Here is a 15,068-nt window from a genome sequence, read left to right on the forward strand (position 1 = left end):
CACCGACGATACAGCGCCGGTGCGGATCTGGTTGTGGAACAGATGTCGGGGCCATAGTTTGCCGGTGTGGATGTCAACACGCGTCGGTTGTCGCACTTCGCGACTCTCGCCGATGAGCTTAATTTCACGCGCGCGGCAGCGATCCTGCATATTTCGCAGCAGGGGCTCAGTCGCAGTATCGCCGAATTGGAGGCGCAGGTCGGGGTCCCGCTTCTGGTGCGCACCACCCGCTCGGTGGCCCTGACCGAGGCAGGAGAGCACTTTCTCACCGGTGTTCGCGTGGCACTGAGCGCTCTGCACGAGGGGACGTCGGCCGCTCGTGCCACGTGTGACGGGTTCCGGCAACCGCTCCGCATCGGATTCAGTGTGTCCTCGCTGCTTGAGCTGAACGCGCCGATTCTCCGGTCCTTTCGCACGCGTTACCCCCGTGTCTCCGTCGAATTGGAATCGTTCCAGTGGGACGACCCGTCCTGTGGCCTGAGCTCGAACACCACCGACGTCGCGTTCGTGCGGACGCCCATCGAATGCCCCGACGTCCACGTGGAGCGGATGTTCGTCGAACCCCGCGCCGTCGGCGTCGACCGGAGCCACCCCCTGGCAGCCGCCGGTTCCGTGACCCTGGCCGATCTTGCCGGCGAGCGGATTCTCGCGCCGCGCACCGACGACGCGGCATGGTCGAGGTTCTGGACACTGCGCGACACCGGGCTGGACGAACGGTCGTTGCCGCGTATCGGGCCCGCCGTCGGTTCGATGGAGGCCGAGCTGGAGAAAGTCACGTCCGGAGAAGCGATCACGGTCACCGCGGTCAGCATGTCCCGGTTCGCTCCTCGTCCGTCGGTCGTGTATCTGCCGATCACCGACGTCGCCGGCTCCGAGCTGGTCCTGGCGTGGCGGGGGCCGGCGACGCCTCTGATCGAAGCGTTCCGGGCCACGGCGGTCGAGGTCCAGGAACGGGAGACGCACCTCGTCTCGCGGATCGAGGCCGCGACCGGAGATCCCGAGGAGTTCTGAGCGCGCCCGCCGACGCCTGACGCGGCGCAGGCCTCCGCGTTCACATGAGCCGATTGACAACTCACAGGCGTGAATGTCGGCCCAGGTTTTGTTTCACGGCACCGTATTCGGGGTGATTGGCTCACAAGCGACGATCCGGGAACCCTCCCGCCCTACACGAGTAGGAGCTCGCGCGCATGCCGACTCGCCCGCCACACGGCACCACGGCCCGTCAGGTCGGTAGGTGTCGGAAGGGAAGGACGTTCGGCCTGATCGTCAATCCGCTCGCCGGCATGGGCGGCAGCGTGGGCCTCAAGGGCACCGACGGACCGGACGTCGTCGCGGAGGCGAAGCGTCGGGGTGCACGCCCGTTGTCCGGTGGGCGCGCTGTTCGTGCGCTCACCCGGCTCGCGGCATCGAGCACGCGCTTTGACGTCGTCACCGGCGCCGGTGCGCTGGGTGAGCGGAGTGCGCTGGCCGCCGGTCTTGACCCGGTCGTCGTGCTTCGGGTGGAGCGAGGCGCCCGCGGGGCGGCCGATACACGGGCGGCAGCGGAGGCGATGGCCTCGGCGGTCGATCTCCTCCTGTTCGCGGGCGGGGATGGAACCGCGCGGGACATCGTCGACGTGGTCGGTGACCGCGTTCCGGTGCTCGGCATCCCGGCGGGAGTGAAGATGCACTCGGCGGTGTTCGGTGCGACTCCCGAGGCCGCGGGCGAACTTGCCGCCCTGTTCCTCGAGGGCAGTTCCGCGGTCCGGTCACGGGAGGCCGAGGTCATGGATCTCGACGAGGCGGCCGTGCGTGACGACCGGCTCTCGGCGCACCTGTACGGCTTCGCCCGCAGTCCCTACGCGCGGCGTCTCGCGCAGAACGCCAAGGCGGGAACCCGGGTGGGCGGCGATGCGGCGCTGGAGGCGGCCTGTCGATCGGTCGCCGCACGGATGCGGGAAGGAGTCCTTTACATCCTGGGCCCGGGAACCACGATGCGGAAGGTCACGGACGCGCTCGGTGTGCCGTCGACATTGCTCGGCGTCGACGCCGTGCTGGACGGCGTTCTCGTCGGAGCCGACCTCGACGAACGGGGTTTGCTCGGGCTCATGGAGGGGCGAGAGACCCGCATTGTGGTCGGGGTGCTGGGTGGCCAGGGCTACCTGTTCGGGCGTGGTAATCAGCAGATCAGCGCGGAGGTGATCAGGAGGGTCGGCCGCGAGGGCATCGTCGTGGTCGCTCCGACGCACAAGCTCCTCGCCCTCGAGCCGGCGAAGCTGCGTGTCGACACCGGTGACGCCGAGGTCGACGCGATGCTCGCCGGCCATCTACGAGTGCACACCGCACCGGACCGAGCCGTCCTCGTCGAAGTGCTGTCCTGACCGACCGTTCCGGCGCCGGACGTCACCGGAACGGCCCGCTTTCCCACAACAACCGATACCAGGGAGAAATCTGGTGACCCGACATGTCGCCCATCGCTACATGGCCAATTCCGTGCCGGCGATCAAACAGGAGATGCTGGACGCGATCGGCGCCGGTTCCGTGGAAGAACTGTTCGAGCAGGTCCCGGCCGAGCACCGGCTCGCGTATCCGCTCGAACTCCCTCCGGCACTGTCCGAGAGTGAGCTCCGTCGGCATCTCGTCGAAACGCTGTCGAAGAACCGGACCACCGAGCAGTATCTCAACTTCCTCGGCGCCGGCTGCTGGCAGCACCACGTGCCGGCAGCCGGCGACGAAGTGGTGCGCCGCAACGAATGGCTCACCTCGGTGTCCGGCGAACCGAGTTCCGATCACGGACGCAATCAGGCGTGGTTCGAGTTCTGCAGTCAACTCGGCGAGCTCCTCGCGATGGACCTGGTCGGCATGCCAGTACGGAGCTGGGGCGTGGCCGCGGGGCACGCGATCCGCATGGCCTCCCGAATCACCGGCAGAAACGAGGTGGCGGTGGTCCGGGCGATCGATCCGGAACGGCTGTCGGTCATCGGCAACTACTGCGAACCGGTCGAGATGCCGAGCCACATCACGGTTCGCATGGTCGATTTCGACCCCGGGACGGGACTGATGGACCTCGACGACCTACGCGGCATCGTCGGCGAGCGGACGGCCGCGGTGTACTTCGAGACGCGTCGTACCTCGGGGTGATCGAGCACCAGGGGGCGGAGATCGCCGCCATCGCCCGCGCCGCGGGGGCTGAGACGATCGTCGGGGTCGATCCGATCTCGCTCGGTGTGCTGTCGGCACCCGTCGACTACGGCGCCGACATCGTCGTCGGAACCACGCAACCCCTGGGTGTCCACATGAACACCGGCGGCGGCGTGGGCGGTTTCATCGCATCGCGCGACGAGGAACGTTACGCGTATCAGTACCCGACGCTGTTCATCAGCATCGCGGACACGACGCGGGAGGGTGAGTACGGTTTCGGTCTGGCGCTGTTCGAGCAGACCTCCTACGGACTGCGCGAACAGGGCAGGGATTGGACCGGCCACTCGGTCTACCTGTGGGCCATCGCCAACGCGGTCTACATGGCACTGATGGGCCCACAGGGCTTCACGGACGTGGGTGAGCTCATACTGCGGCGTGCCCATTACGCGGCGCGGCGGATCGCCACCATCGACGGCGTGCGGGTCGCTTTCCCGTCCGGATTCTTCAAGGAATTCGTCGTGGACTTCACCGAAACGGGCCGCAGCGTCGCCGACATCAACAGGGCCCTACGCGACTACGGGATCTTCGGAGGCAAGGACCTCTCCCGCGACTTCCCCGAGTTCGGACAGAGCGCCCTCTACTGCGTCACCGAAGTCCACACCCAGGCAGACCTACTGCGTCTCGTCGACGCACTTTCGGAGGTAGTAGCACGATGAGCACCGAGCTCCGCGATTACCACGCCCCGGTGTGGAACGAACCGGTCGTCCTGGAGATGGGGTACCCCGGCCGTCGAGGCCTCGCCGTGCCCGAAGCCGAGGCGGAGGTGCGAGCCGAGGTCGACGACGTCGCCGACCTGATTCCCGAGGCGGTGCGGCGACGCGACAGGCCGGCACTTCCCGAGGTCTCGGAACCGGAGGCCCTATACCACTACCTGCGGCTGTCGCAGCAGACACTCGGCATGATGGGCATCAGCCTTTTCGGCACCTGCACGATGAAATACAACCCGCAGGTGAACGAGGCGATCGCATGGCGTCCCGAGGTCACGGAGGCACATCCGCACCAGGACGACGACACCCTCCAGGGCACGCTCGAGCTCGTACACCGGTTCGACACGATTCTGCGCGAGATGTCCGGCATGGATCAGTTCGTCTTCCAGGCCGGCGGTGGTGCCGACGCCGCGTACACCAGTTGCGCCGTGACGCGTGCCTATCACGCTTCCCGCGGAGAACTGCACCAGCGCGACGAGATCATCACCACGATCCAGACCCACCCTTCGAACGCCGCGACAGCCGCGGCAGCGGGCTTCAAGGTCATCACGCTGATGCTCGACGAGGATGGCTACCCTTCGTTGGACGCTGTGAAGGCCGCGGTATCCGAACGGACGGCCGCGCTCATGGTCAACAACCCCGACGACATGGGCGTCTACAACCCGCAGATGCGGGAGTGGGTTCGGGTGGTACACGAGGCCGGTGGCCTGTGCTTCTACGACAGCGCCAACTTCAACGGCATGATGGGCAAGATTCGTGCTCGCGAGATCGGCTTCGACGCCTGCATGTTCATGCTCCACAAGACTTTCGGTGCTCCCAAGAGTGGAGTTGGGGGGCCGGCTGTCGGCGCTTACGGTTGCTCGGCGGAACTGGCGCCGTTCGTGCCGACTCCGGTCGTTGCCCACGACGGTGAGCGGTACTACCTCGATCACGACCGGCCGAAGAGCTGCGGCAAGATCCGCGAGTTCTGGGGAAACGTGCCCGTGGTGGTGAAGGCCTACGCCTGGGTCCGCGCCATGGGGGCGGAGGGTGTGGCCGAGGCCTCCGATATCTCCGTCCTGGCCAACAACTACATGGAGCAGGGCCTACTGGCCATCCGCGGCGTCACCCGTTCGCACCCCGACGCGACCAGCCCGCGTCTGGAGATGACGCGCTACAGCCTTGCGCGGATGAAGGAGGAGACAGGGGTGGACGTCCACGACGTCCAGAACCGCATGAGCGACTTCGGCGTCGACCCCATGTGGACGAGTCACGAGCCCTGGCTCGTTCCCGAGCCGTTCACACCCGAGGCCGGGGAGATGTACGGCAAGGAAGCGCTCGACACGTGGATCGCGGTCCTCGCTCGAATCTCCGACGAGGCCTACTCCGATCCCGAGGTCGTCAGGACCGCGCCGCACAATCAGGCGGTGCACCGCATCGACCACGAGGCGATGGGGGATCCCACACGCTGGGCCATGACCTGGCGGGCGTACCTGCGCAAGCGCAGGGCCACCGGCGCCGAGGGCTGAGCGTCGATCGCCGCAGCGCCGGCTACGCTGCGGCGATCCTCGCGATCACGTCGGCGGGGCTCAACCGGCGGTTGTTCTCCGCGGCCACGGTTTCGGCGCGGCTGCGGAACTCGCTGTCGGTCAGCATTTTTCGTACCGCGGGGGAGACGCTGGCCGCGTTGTCGACGGTGATCGCGGTGCCGGCAGCGGCGGCGCGGGCGGCGTTGATCGGCTGATCGGCGCCCTGCGGCCAGAGCACCATGGGCAGGCCGTGCGCCAGGGTTCCGAGGACGGTGCCCGCTCCGCCGGAGCCGACGACGAGGTCTGCTCGGTCGAGGAGCTGGCCGAGTGGCACGAACGGTACGAAACGCACCTCGGTGTCGTCCGGACGCGGATTCGGACGCTCAGTGCCTGCGTGCGGATTCTTCAACGACGAACCCAGCGTGGCGATCACGTTGATGTCGTGGCCCGCGAGCGCGCCCACCGTCTCGGCGAGCACCTCGGGATCGGAGAAGATGGTGCCCAGGGTGACCAGTGCGGTGGGTTTGGTCGGGTCGTCGAAGGTCGCAGTTCGACAGCCATGTCGCGGCGGCGTCGATGCGCTTGTGCGCGCAGCGGCAGCACCGGCACATCGCTGGACCACTCGGGATCCTGCATCGGAGCCGGGCACGGGTCGAGGTATCCGTGTGGTGCAGCGACATTCAGTTCTGCGTCGTGGTAGCGGGTGGCCGCGGCACGCTCGATCTCGGCGAGTACGGTGGGGGTCGCTGGGCCGAACCCCGCGCGGTACCAAGCGATTCCACGATCAGCGGCGACCATCGGGCCGATCGCGTCGAACGCCTCGGACACGACAAGGTCGGGGGCCCACGTGCTAGCCAGTGCGATCGTGTCGACGCCGCCCAGGTCCACGCGCGAACCACCGAAGATCTCCCCGATGAGTTCTGGACTCGGGTGGAACGGGTCGGCACCCGTTCGTCGAGCGGCATCCTCGGAGAACTCCATCGGCATGGCGCCGGCAGTCAGGAACTCCAACTCGGTCGCGAGTTCGGGGCCGATCTTGCTCCTGATGCCGGGGCTGGTGGTCAGCGCCACGGCATGTCCTGCCTCCCCGGCCGCGTGCATCAAGGGGGCCAAGGGCAGGATGTGTCCGTAGGCGGGTGTTGCGCTGAACAGAATTCGCATAGCACCAACCTAAACGCAGAACCCGTGCCGACCCGTGCACGGATTCGGTTCGGCTGCGCATCGTCGATGCGGTTCTCGGCATGAGCTTTCGCGGATCGGGGCGCGGGTTTCCGACGTGGGGTTGCTCATGCCCGGACGTCCTGTTGTGCGGCCTTGAGTGCCAGCGCCGAGGACAGGAGCGTGATGGATTCGTGTGCGGCGTCGTCGTCACGTGCGCTCAACCAGGCGGATGTTATTCCGCTGGAGGCAGCGACAAGCACCTGGGCCAGCAGCTTGGAGTCGACGGACAGCAGAGTGCCGACGGATTCCTGCCATCGGCGGAGTATGCGATCGGTGTGGTCCACATAGGCGGTGTGCTCCCGGCTGGCTATGTGGGCGAATTCAGGCGTGCGTGCCGCCACGTCCACCAGCTCGGCGGTCAGGAGGTGGTACTCGGGGTCCGAGCGGACCCGATCGAGAATAGCGCGCAGTGCGGCGGCGATACCGGTGCCGAGGTCTCGGGTTTGGGCGACGGCCTCCCAGGCGTTGCCGAGCGACGCATCCAGCTCGCGCTCGAGCAGTGCGCTGAACATCTCATCCTTGGAGTGGAAGCAGTAGTGGAACGCTCCCTGCGGTAGCCCGGCCCGGTCGGCCACCGCCCGGGTGGTGGCTGCTCGGATGCCACCGTCGCGCATCACCGCCACAGCGGCGTCGAGGAGCTGCTCCCGGCGCTCGGCTGTCGGCCTGTGCTCTCGCGTCTTGGATGTCATGGGTGGTCTCCCGCGTCGGGGTCAGCGTCTCGGTGCCGCGTTCCGGTCACCGGCGCCCGTACGCCACATGGCGATCGGCTCGACCGGAGGTGGAAAGCCTGCCACCGAGCCGATGGAGGTGAATCCGAAACGTGCATACAGGGCGGCGCTGCGCTCGGTCGACGCCTCGAGATAGGTGGGAGTCCCGGCCCGGTCGATCGTGCTCAGTCGCGTTCGGAGCAGGGTGGACCCCACTCCGCGGCCGTGTCCGGCCGGGTGTACTCCGATCACCGCCAGGTACCAGTGGGGCTCACCTGGACGCGCGGCGTGGAGTGTGCTTTCGAGCCTTCGCGCGCCGAGCAGGTGCCGCAGGCCGAATGCTCGTGCATAGGACCTGAGATCGCGCAGCTGTTGCGTCCTGGTTCCCCTTGTCCGGCCGGGGGCCGACCACACGGCTACTCCCAGTACGTCCGACTCACCCTCTGCCCGGGCCAGATCGACCGCCCCATGGCGGAGACCCTCGCGGACGAACACTTCGTACAAGTGCGTAAGCCGCTTCTCGCGGTCGTTCGGCCGCTCGCCGACGAACGCCGACATCATGGCGTCGTCACGGAGTGCGCCGGCGAGGACCTGCGCTGCTTCTTCGACATGAACGGGTGCGGCAGGCGTGACGGTGACCATGGTGTCTCCTCTGCGTGCCAAGAAGTGGAACACCATGGTAGCCACGGTTTAGGTCAGATGACCAGGTCGTTCGACCTACAAATTTGACGATCACGGATCGTCCAGCGGACCGTCGGTCGCCGGCGGTACCGCCACGCACCACCTGCCTGACGGACATCGGCGGGATGCCCGACGGCGAACACCGGTAGATGGCGAATGGTTCAACGGGATCGCGTGGTGCGGCACAGGTGGAGTGCGATCCGATCACGCCGCGCCGGGAACGCCTCTCGTGCCGAAGGCGGCCTTGGTGATCGGTGCCCATTCCTGCCACACCCGTAGGCGTTCGGCGTAGATCTCCTCGATCTCGGGGAGGGTGTGTCCGAGGACGATCCGTCGAGGAGGGTTCTCGGCGTCAACGATCGTGAAGATCGCCTCCGCGGTGGCCTCCGGGTCGCCGAGGACCCACTCCTTGGCGGTCGCCTCGCGGACGCCGGCGTAATCGGGATGGGGGTCGGTGGTCCGCAGGCTCGTGCTACCGGCGAACTCCGTGGCGTATGGGCCCGGCTCCACCGCGGTCACGTGGATGCCGAACGAGGCGACCTCCTGAGCGAGCGAGTCGGACAGGCCTTCCACCGCCCACTTGGAGGCGTGATAGGCGCCGATACCGGGATAGGCGCGTACGCCACCCTCGCTCGTGACCTGCAGGATGCGGCCGGACCGCTGCGCCCGCAGCACGGGCAGCACCGACTGGGTCACCCAGACTGTGCCGAAGAAGTTGGTCTCCATCTGCTCGCGCAGCTCGGCCTCGGTGGCTTCCTCGACCATGCCGAAGAGTCCGTAGCCGGCGTTGTTGACGACGACGTCGATGCGACCGAACCGCTCCACGGCGTCCTCCACGGCGCGGCTCACAGCGTTGCGGTCGGTGACGTCGAGTGTCAGTGGCAGGATCGCGTCCCCGAATCGCTCCGTCAACGACTCGAGCGTGGCGCGGTCGCGGGCCGTCGCCGCGACCCGGTCGCCGCGCTCGAGGGCGGCTTCGGTCCAGAGTCGGCCGAATCCGCGTGAGGCACCGGTGATGAACCAGATCTTGCTGTCCGGAGCGGACATCCGCGTTCCTTTCGTGGTGTTGCCTTGTGCTTCCAGCTTCGCGGAGGCCCAGGTATTCCACAAACGACTCTCTGACATGGAAGACATGCGATTAACTCATGCCTAGGGTGGCCGCATGGCCGAGTTCACCGTTCCCGCCCTGCGCGTGGTCCATGCTGTCGTCGGAGCCGGGTCGTTCACCGCCGCGGCCGAGCTTCTCGGGTACACCCAGTCGGCGATCTCGCGGCAGGTGTCGGCTGCGGAGACGGCCGCCGGAATGCCGTTGTTCGTACGCAAGGCCCGTGGTGTTACGGCGACCCGTGCCGGCGAGGCTGTCGCTCGACGGGCGGCCGCCGTGCTCGCCGAGCTAGATGCGACGGACCGTGAGCTCGCCGCACTGTCCGACACCGTCGCCGAGCAGGTGACCCTCGGTGCCTTCCCGACCGCCACCTGGTCGCTCGTGCCCACAGCGGTGGCGACGCTCCACAGCGAGCACCCTGCCTTGGTCGTCGAGTTGCACGAGGCATCCACCCCTGCGCTCGTGCGTCAGGTTCGGGCCGGAGGGGTGGACGTCGCGGTCGTCGCCGTGGGCCAAGGGTTGCCCGTCTACGACCTGGACGGACTGCGGACCGTGCGCCTGACGATCGGCGGTGGCGGTGTCGTTGCCGTACCACGCGGCCACCGGCTGGCTCGACGGCCGAGTGTCACGGTCGACGACCTGGCGGGCGAGTCGTGGATAGCCGGTGCGGGTCTGCGGGGCGATCCGCAGTTCGGCCCGTGGCCCACGGTGCCGCAACCCCGGATCGCCTACCGTATCCGCGACTGGAACGCCCGGCTCGGTTTCGTCGCGGCGGGACTCGGCATCACGACCGTTCCCGAGCTCGCCGTTCCCGGCTTGCCTTCAGAGGTCGCCACCGTGGAGGTGCACGACCCCTCGTGGCAGGGGCGAGCCGCCCTGGCCGTGACCGCGCCGGAGCCAACCGCAGGACAGCGTGCTGTGGTGGCGGCCCTGCGGGAGGCGGCTACCGGGGACGCGTGAACCGGGTTTGGGCACGTTCGTCGCTGCGCGTGGAAGAAACGCTCAGTGCAGACGCACGTCCGCCGACGGTCCGCTCAACAGCCCTGCGCTGCCCGACGAGACCACCGTGGTGACCGGAGCGGGCTCGGCATCGTCCTCACGGGGTGAGGACGATGCGTCCGAAGACCTCGCCGGCTTCCATTCTCCGGTGCGCGTCGACCGCGTGGTCCAGTCCGATCACGTCGTGAACGATGGCGCGCACCTCATCGCGCGTCGCGGCGTCGAAGAGTTCGGCGCGAACGCGGTTGCGGTCCTCGACGGGCACCGTGTCGAGACTGAACGTCGCGACCGAACGGGACCGCTGGAAGGCGGTGATGAGCGAGCGCCCGAAGTCCAGTGGCGGCATCCCGGCGACGATGCCGACGATGACGTACCGTCCGTTGGGTGCCAGGCGGTCGACGAACGCGGGTACGGCGGATCCGCCCGCGATGTCGACGATCACGTCGTACGAGTCCGACGCCGAGGTGTCGCCACGTCCCTCACGATCGAGAACGTGCGTGGCACCGAGCTCGCGCAGGCGTGCGCCGCGATCGTTCGACGACGTCGTCACGGCGATACTGCTCGCGCCGGCGCGAGCTGCGAGTTCGACCGTCGCGATGCCGATACTGCCCGCGGCCCCGCGTACCAGGATCGAGTCGCCGCACCGGAAACGTGCATGCGCGAGGGCGAAGTGCCCGACGGGCAACGGACTTCCGAGCGCCGCGGCGTCCACCGAGGACAGTTCGTCCGGAACCACGGTCAGCTCGTTCGCCGGTGCCACGGCGAGCTCGGCGTAGCCTCCTCCGTCGATCGAGGAGAAGCCTCGGGAAGTAGCACGCCCGCGTCGGGATGTTCCGCGGTGATCCCGGTGTAGGCCCACACCCGCGTGCCGAGCCAGGTCGGGTCGACGGTCCTGCCGACGGAGACGATTCTCCCGACCACCTCGCCGCCGGGGATCCAGCCGTCCGGCGGTGTCGCGATCTCGCCGCGGCGGACCACGATGTCGACCCCGCCGACGCCGATGGCCTCCGTCTCGATGGCAACCTCGCCCGGCCCCGGGGACGGGTCGGGTGCGTCGATCACCTCCATTCCGTCGGGATTACCGGGTTTCGTGATCGCCACAGCCCGCACCTGCATGCTCCGTTCGCCGATCTCGTCGTCGCGGTGTGTCCGCGCTACCGTGGTGAACGGTAATGGGACGCCCCCGTCCACATAGCGAAGTGAGAGTCATGACCGAGCAACTCACTCACAACCTGCGATCCGATGCGCGCGAGAACCGCGACCGCGTGCTCGACGCGGCCCGCTCGCTGTTCGCCGAACGCGGTCTTGACGTGACGATGCGCCAGATCGCGCGCCGAGCCGGCGTGGGACCGGCCACGCTGTATCGGCGGTTTCCCGCCAAGCAACTGCTCGTCGAAGAGGCCTTCGCCCAGGAACTCCAGGCGTGTGTCGACATCCTCGCCGAGGGCTGCGACGATCCGAATCCGTGGCGCGGGTTCTGCTCGATGATCGAGCGGATGAGCGTGTTGACTGTGCGCAACCAAGGCTTCGTGGACGCGTTCCTCGCGAACGGCCGTTACGACGGCGCGTTCGCCGAGCATCGTCGGAGGTTGGTGCCGATGCTCGGCGACCTGGCCGCTCGCGCGCGAGCGGCCGGCGGGCTGCGCGCCGATTTCGTGCTCGACGACTTCGTGCTGATCCAGCTGGGAGCCCGTGGGCTGACCGGCCTGCCGGCCGAGGAACGCGAACGGGCCGCCCGGCGCCATGCGGCGCTCGTGATCGAGTCGCTGCGAGCCGACCGCGAGCGCGGTGTGCTGCCGACCCCGGCTCCGCTGGTCAGACTGGTCCTACAAGGCTGTGAGTGAGCGGCCGCGGGCGTCTACGTTGTGGCGTACTCAGCGGCGCAGCAGAGGCATCAGTGCTGATGCCTCTGCTGTCATACCGTGGCTCCTGGTCTCATGCTCCGAGGCCCTCACCGGCGGGATCGTACGGCGGTGGACCAGTCTCGGATGATCAGCGCGACCTCGTCGAAGCGGGATTCCAGGAGGGAATGACCGCCGTCGAGCAGTTCGATAGGTGCGTTATGTGCGTCGCGCGAAATGCCGTGGCCCCGCCGGGCAGGCCGTAGTGCGTCCTCGTTGACCTCTGTGGGGTCCGCTCCGTGGACTGGTTCCGTCAGGCGCCTCAGGTGCGACGATGTGGCCGCCGGTCGCGGTTCAAGTCCGACTCGGCCCACGTGTGTGACCTGGATGTTCACCCGGCTCAGTCGTGGCAGCAGCCGTCCGAGGGGTCGGTGGTGCGGGACCGGCAGTGGGTGCTGGCGTTCGGTGGGACGTTCAGCGCCGGGTTGCGGTCGAAGAATCCCACGGGTTTGAGCGTGAAGCCGGTGTAGTCGACGGGCATGATCGGCCAGTCCTCGGGACGCGGGAAATGCGTGAGTCCGAAGGTGTGCCACACGACGATGTCCTCGTTGTCGATGCTGCGGTCGGCGGCCACGTAGGCGGGAAGCCCGCCGCCTCCCGGGTGCTGGTTGACGAAATCGCCGGCCGCGTAGCGCTCGGCCGCGTCGTACCGGGTGACCCAGAGGTGTTTGGTCGCGAACGTGGCACGACGGTGGATGGACGAGCTGTCGTCGGCGAGCAGTTCGGGGTTGCCTTCGGGGAACAGGGCGTAGGCGACGGGGTCGCCGAGTCGGTTGGCCGAGCCGGGGTTGGTGATGTGCCAGACGCGACCGGCACGGTTGTCCGCCAGCCGGGTGGCCTGTGACTCGGTGCGCAGCGGGGTGTGGTGCTTGGTGAAGGCGTTGCCGCGCGGATTGTCCGGGCCGACGGGCACGCGGCGCACGTCGACCTCGTCGACGGTGTTGTGGTGACCGTCCACCATCATGTCGAGCCGCGCCGAGAACAGGTGCTGGTGATACGGCGCACCGAGCCCCGGTGCGAGGTGCGAGGCGTACGGATTGACGTCCTCGTATCCGGGGCCCGGGTAGGCGGCGGTGAACACCACGCCTGTCGCCTTGACCTCGCACTCGATCGTGCCGTCGAGATAGAGGTACCAGTAGAAGCCGTAGTCGTAGTTGCCGATCGTCGTGAAGAACGAGATCACCATGCGCCGCTGCCGCCGGGTCTCGGACGAACCGGCCCACAGATCGGTGTGTTTCCAGAGAACGCCGTAGTCCTCCTCGTGCATGCAGATGGCGTTCGGGAGGACACGGGGATGCCCGAACTCGTCGGCGATGACGGCGTCGAGATAGGTGATGTCGCCGAGACAGTCGCAACCGAGTTCGAGGGCGTTGGCGTACCGGCCGATCATGTACTCGCCGGTGTCGAAGTAGTTCTGCCACGATCGGACCGGGGACGGGTCGGCGTAGGGAACGACCATCTCCGAGATCGAGGCACGGTGCACGACCGGACGGTCGCGTTCCCCGTCGCGGAACGAAATCTGATGCAGGACGAGTCCTTCGCGCGGATCGAACCCGATGCGCAGGGACCAGCTCTCCCACGTCAGTGCATTGCCGTCGAGGGTGAAGCTCGGGCCTCGGGTTGGGTGATCTCGATGGGCCGCTGCGACGTGCGGAGCGGACCCGTCACCTCGGGATCGTCGAAGTTCCCGGATTCGGCGGGGACGGGCACCGGTCCGAGGTCGATGATCCGGGTGGCGGACCGGTCGATCACGTCCACGTAGCCGACCAGGCCGTCGACGGGGTGGGCCCAGGCGTGGTCGCCGGGATGTTCCTGCACGAAGGCGAGACCGCGCAGGATGCGGCGCCCCTCTTCCTCCGGGTAGTCGTACACGCCGGCCGACAGCGGGGCGACGCGGACCTTCTCGACGTCCAAACCACGGCTTTCCAACGCCGCGAGCCACTGTTCGTCCTGGGCCAGGATCTGCTCGACGAGCTCGAACTCCTCGTCGAGGACCGGGAGTTGGCCGTGTTCGGACGGATCGATCATGCTTTCGGAGAGCACGGAGCTGCGGGAGAGGGACACCAGCACGTCCCGGCCACCCACTGCTGCCACGTCGTGGATCTGCACGCGCACCGCGCGGTCAGGGGAGGGTGCGTCACTGTCGTAGAGCGCGTCCTTGGGCGGCTCCACCAGTCCCAGGTAGACCACGCGTGCGGTCTCGGGAAGCAGGCCGGCGCGGTCGAGAATGGTGCGGGCGGCGGCGATCTCGTCGGCGGACAGAGGGGTGAGCGGGTGCGCGATCGTGGTCGCGGATGGTGCCGGCATCGTGGCCTCCCGTTTTTCTCCGCGTGTAGATAAAAGGGTGGGTGATCGGCTGACGTCGCGCAAGGGGCTGGTGAAATCCGCGGCGGGGCCGGATCGGACGCCGGTCGCCTACGATGTGGTCATGCGCTCGTCGAGGTGCGGTTGTGCCGAAGTACGTTGACCACGAGGGTCGCCGGACGGAGATCGTCGAGGCGACGTGGCGGTTGATCGCCGAGCGGGGCATCGAGGAAGCCACGATGCGGGCGATCTCCGAGTCGCTCGACATGGCGAACGGTGCGCTCAAGTACTACTTCCCGGACAAGAACTCGATCATTCGCGCCGCTTTCGAGCACGTTGTCGCCGCCACCAACGCGCGTGTCCGGGAGCGTGTCGGCGAGGCGACGGGACTCGCGGCGCTCCGGGCCTTCTGCGTGGAGATGGCTCCGCTGACGGAGCTGACGAAGCTCGAAGCCCGTGTCGTTCTGCCGTTCTGGCAGCGTGCGCTGTCCGACCCGGATCTGGAACGGCTCCACACCGACTCGGTCACGCTCTTGCGTGCCCACATCGTCGAGTTCCTGCAGCAGGCGAGGGCGGAAGGCACGGTGCGGGCCTCCACCCCGGACGACGTGCTCGCCGACCAACTGCTCGCGATGCTCATCGGCTTGCAGGCATTGGCCCTGCTCGATCAGGACGGGACCGGCGAGGCCGCGCAACTGCGCATGATCGACGCGTTCCTGGATTCGCTCGCCTGAGGCCGGAGTGGGCCGGTTCGT

The 15,068-nt window shown here is 67.8% G+C and carries 15 protein-coding genes and 1 pseudogene; 8 read left to right on the forward strand and 8 right to left on the reverse strand.

Annotated features, from left to right (window positions below; all coding sequences use genetic code 11):
* Nucleotides 1–66: 66 nt before the first annotated feature.
* From BJF85_RS10770 to gcvPB, 5 genes are all read left to right on the forward strand, one after another.
* Nucleotides 67–1,011, forward strand: coding sequence for a LysR substrate-binding domain-containing protein (locus BJF85_RS10770; RefSeq protein ID WP_075847022.1), 945 nt, complete (start codon nt 67–69; stop codon nt 1,009–1,011).
* 176 nt (nt 1,012–1,187) lie between these two features.
* Entirely contained in the window at nt 1,188–2,360 is a 1,173-nt protein-coding gene (locus BJF85_RS10775; protein WP_075847024.1) for an ATP-NAD kinase family protein, read from the forward strand.
* 73 nt (nt 2,361–2,433) lie between these two features.
* A complete protein-coding gene (locus BJF85_RS28895) occupies nt 2,434–3,120 on the forward strand; it encodes a hypothetical protein (protein WP_222844520.1) in 687 nt (228 codons plus the stop codon).
* Nucleotides 3,117–3,836, forward strand: coding sequence for a hypothetical protein (locus BJF85_RS28900; RefSeq protein ID WP_222844521.1), 720 nt, complete (start codon nt 3,117–3,119; stop codon nt 3,834–3,836). The genes BJF85_RS28895 and BJF85_RS28900 overlap by 4 nt, the downstream gene beginning before the upstream one ends.
* Nucleotides 3,833–5,395, forward strand: a complete 1,563-nt coding sequence (gcvPB, locus tag BJF85_RS10785; RefSeq protein WP_075847026.1) for an aminomethyl-transferring glycine dehydrogenase subunit GcvPB — start codon at nt 3,833–3,835, stop codon at nt 5,393–5,395. The genes BJF85_RS28900 and gcvPB overlap by 4 nt, the downstream gene beginning before the upstream one ends.
* A gap of 22 nt (nt 5,396–5,417) precedes the next feature.
* On the opposite strand, the gene BJF85_RS28905 is transcribed toward gcvPB, so the two are convergent.
* From BJF85_RS28905 to BJF85_RS10805, 5 genes are all read right to left on the reverse strand, one after another.
* Complete coding sequence (locus BJF85_RS28905; RefSeq protein WP_222844522.1) at nt 5,418–5,873, reverse strand: glycosyltransferase; 456 nt, start codon at nt 5,871–5,873, stop codon at nt 5,418–5,420.
* Nucleotides 5,825–6,556, reverse strand: coding sequence for a hypothetical protein (locus tag BJF85_RS28910; protein WP_222844523.1), 732 nt, complete (start codon nt 6,554–6,556; stop codon nt 5,825–5,827). The genes BJF85_RS28905 and BJF85_RS28910 overlap by 49 nt, the downstream gene beginning before the upstream one ends.
* A 125-nt stretch (nt 6,557–6,681) precedes the next feature.
* Complete coding sequence (locus BJF85_RS10795; RefSeq protein ID WP_075847028.1) at nt 6,682–7,305, reverse strand: TetR/AcrR family transcriptional regulator; 624 nt, start codon at nt 7,303–7,305, stop codon at nt 6,682–6,684.
* 21 nt (nt 7,306–7,326) lie between these two features.
* The gene (locus tag BJF85_RS10800) at nt 7,327–7,965 is read right to left on the reverse strand and encodes an N-acetyltransferase (protein WP_075847030.1); all 639 of its coding nucleotides are present in this window, start codon (nt 7,963–7,965) and stop codon (nt 7,327–7,329) included.
* 243 nt (nt 7,966–8,208) lie between these two features.
* Complete coding sequence (locus tag BJF85_RS10805; RefSeq protein ID WP_075847032.1) at nt 8,209–9,051, reverse strand: SDR family NAD(P)-dependent oxidoreductase; 843 nt, start codon at nt 9,049–9,051, stop codon at nt 8,209–8,211.
* Nucleotides 9,052–9,166: 115 nt separating this feature from the next.
* Between BJF85_RS10805 and BJF85_RS10810 the strand changes: the two genes are divergently transcribed.
* Nucleotides 9,167–10,069, forward strand: coding sequence for a LysR family transcriptional regulator (locus tag BJF85_RS10810; protein WP_075847034.1), 903 nt, complete (start codon nt 9,167–9,169; stop codon nt 10,067–10,069).
* Nucleotides 10,070–10,205: 136 nt separating this feature from the next.
* On the opposite strand, the gene BJF85_RS10815 is transcribed toward BJF85_RS10810, so the two are convergent.
* Both BJF85_RS10815 and BJF85_RS31355 read right to left on the reverse strand, forming a co-directional pair.
* On the reverse strand, nt 10,206–10,868 hold the full coding sequence (locus BJF85_RS10815) for a zinc-binding dehydrogenase (RefSeq protein WP_369822142.1): 663 nt from the start codon (nt 10,866–10,868) through the stop codon (nt 10,206–10,208).
* Nucleotides 10,847–11,209 (reverse strand): alcohol dehydrogenase catalytic domain-containing protein, encoded by a 363-nt coding sequence (locus tag BJF85_RS31355; protein ID WP_369822143.1) that lies wholly within the window; start codon nt 11,207–11,209, stop codon nt 10,847–10,849. The genes BJF85_RS10815 and BJF85_RS31355 overlap by 22 nt, the downstream gene beginning before the upstream one ends.
* A gap of 107 nt (nt 11,210–11,316) precedes the next feature.
* Between BJF85_RS31355 and BJF85_RS10820 the strand changes: the two genes are divergently transcribed.
* A complete protein-coding gene (locus BJF85_RS10820) occupies nt 11,317–11,952 on the forward strand; it encodes a TetR/AcrR family transcriptional regulator (protein ID WP_083666227.1) in 636 nt (211 codons plus the stop codon).
* Between the two features lie 397 nt (nt 11,953–12,349).
* On the opposite strand, the pseudogene BJF85_RS10825 reads toward BJF85_RS10820, so the two are convergent.
* Nucleotides 12,350–14,316, reverse strand: a pseudogene (locus BJF85_RS10825) (primary-amine oxidase).
* Nucleotides 14,317–14,459: 143 nt separating this feature from the next.
* On the opposite strand from BJF85_RS10825, the gene BJF85_RS10830 reads away from it, so the two are divergent.
* Complete coding sequence (locus tag BJF85_RS10830; RefSeq protein ID WP_075847038.1) at nt 14,460–15,047, forward strand: TetR/AcrR family transcriptional regulator; 588 nt, start codon at nt 14,460–14,462, stop codon at nt 15,045–15,047.
* Nucleotides 15,048–15,068: the final 21 nt, after the last annotated feature.

It is taken from the genome of Saccharomonospora sp. CUA-673, from assembly GCF_001942305.1.
Taxonomy (GTDB): domain Bacteria; phylum Actinomycetota; class Actinomycetes; order Mycobacteriales; family Pseudonocardiaceae; genus Prauserella.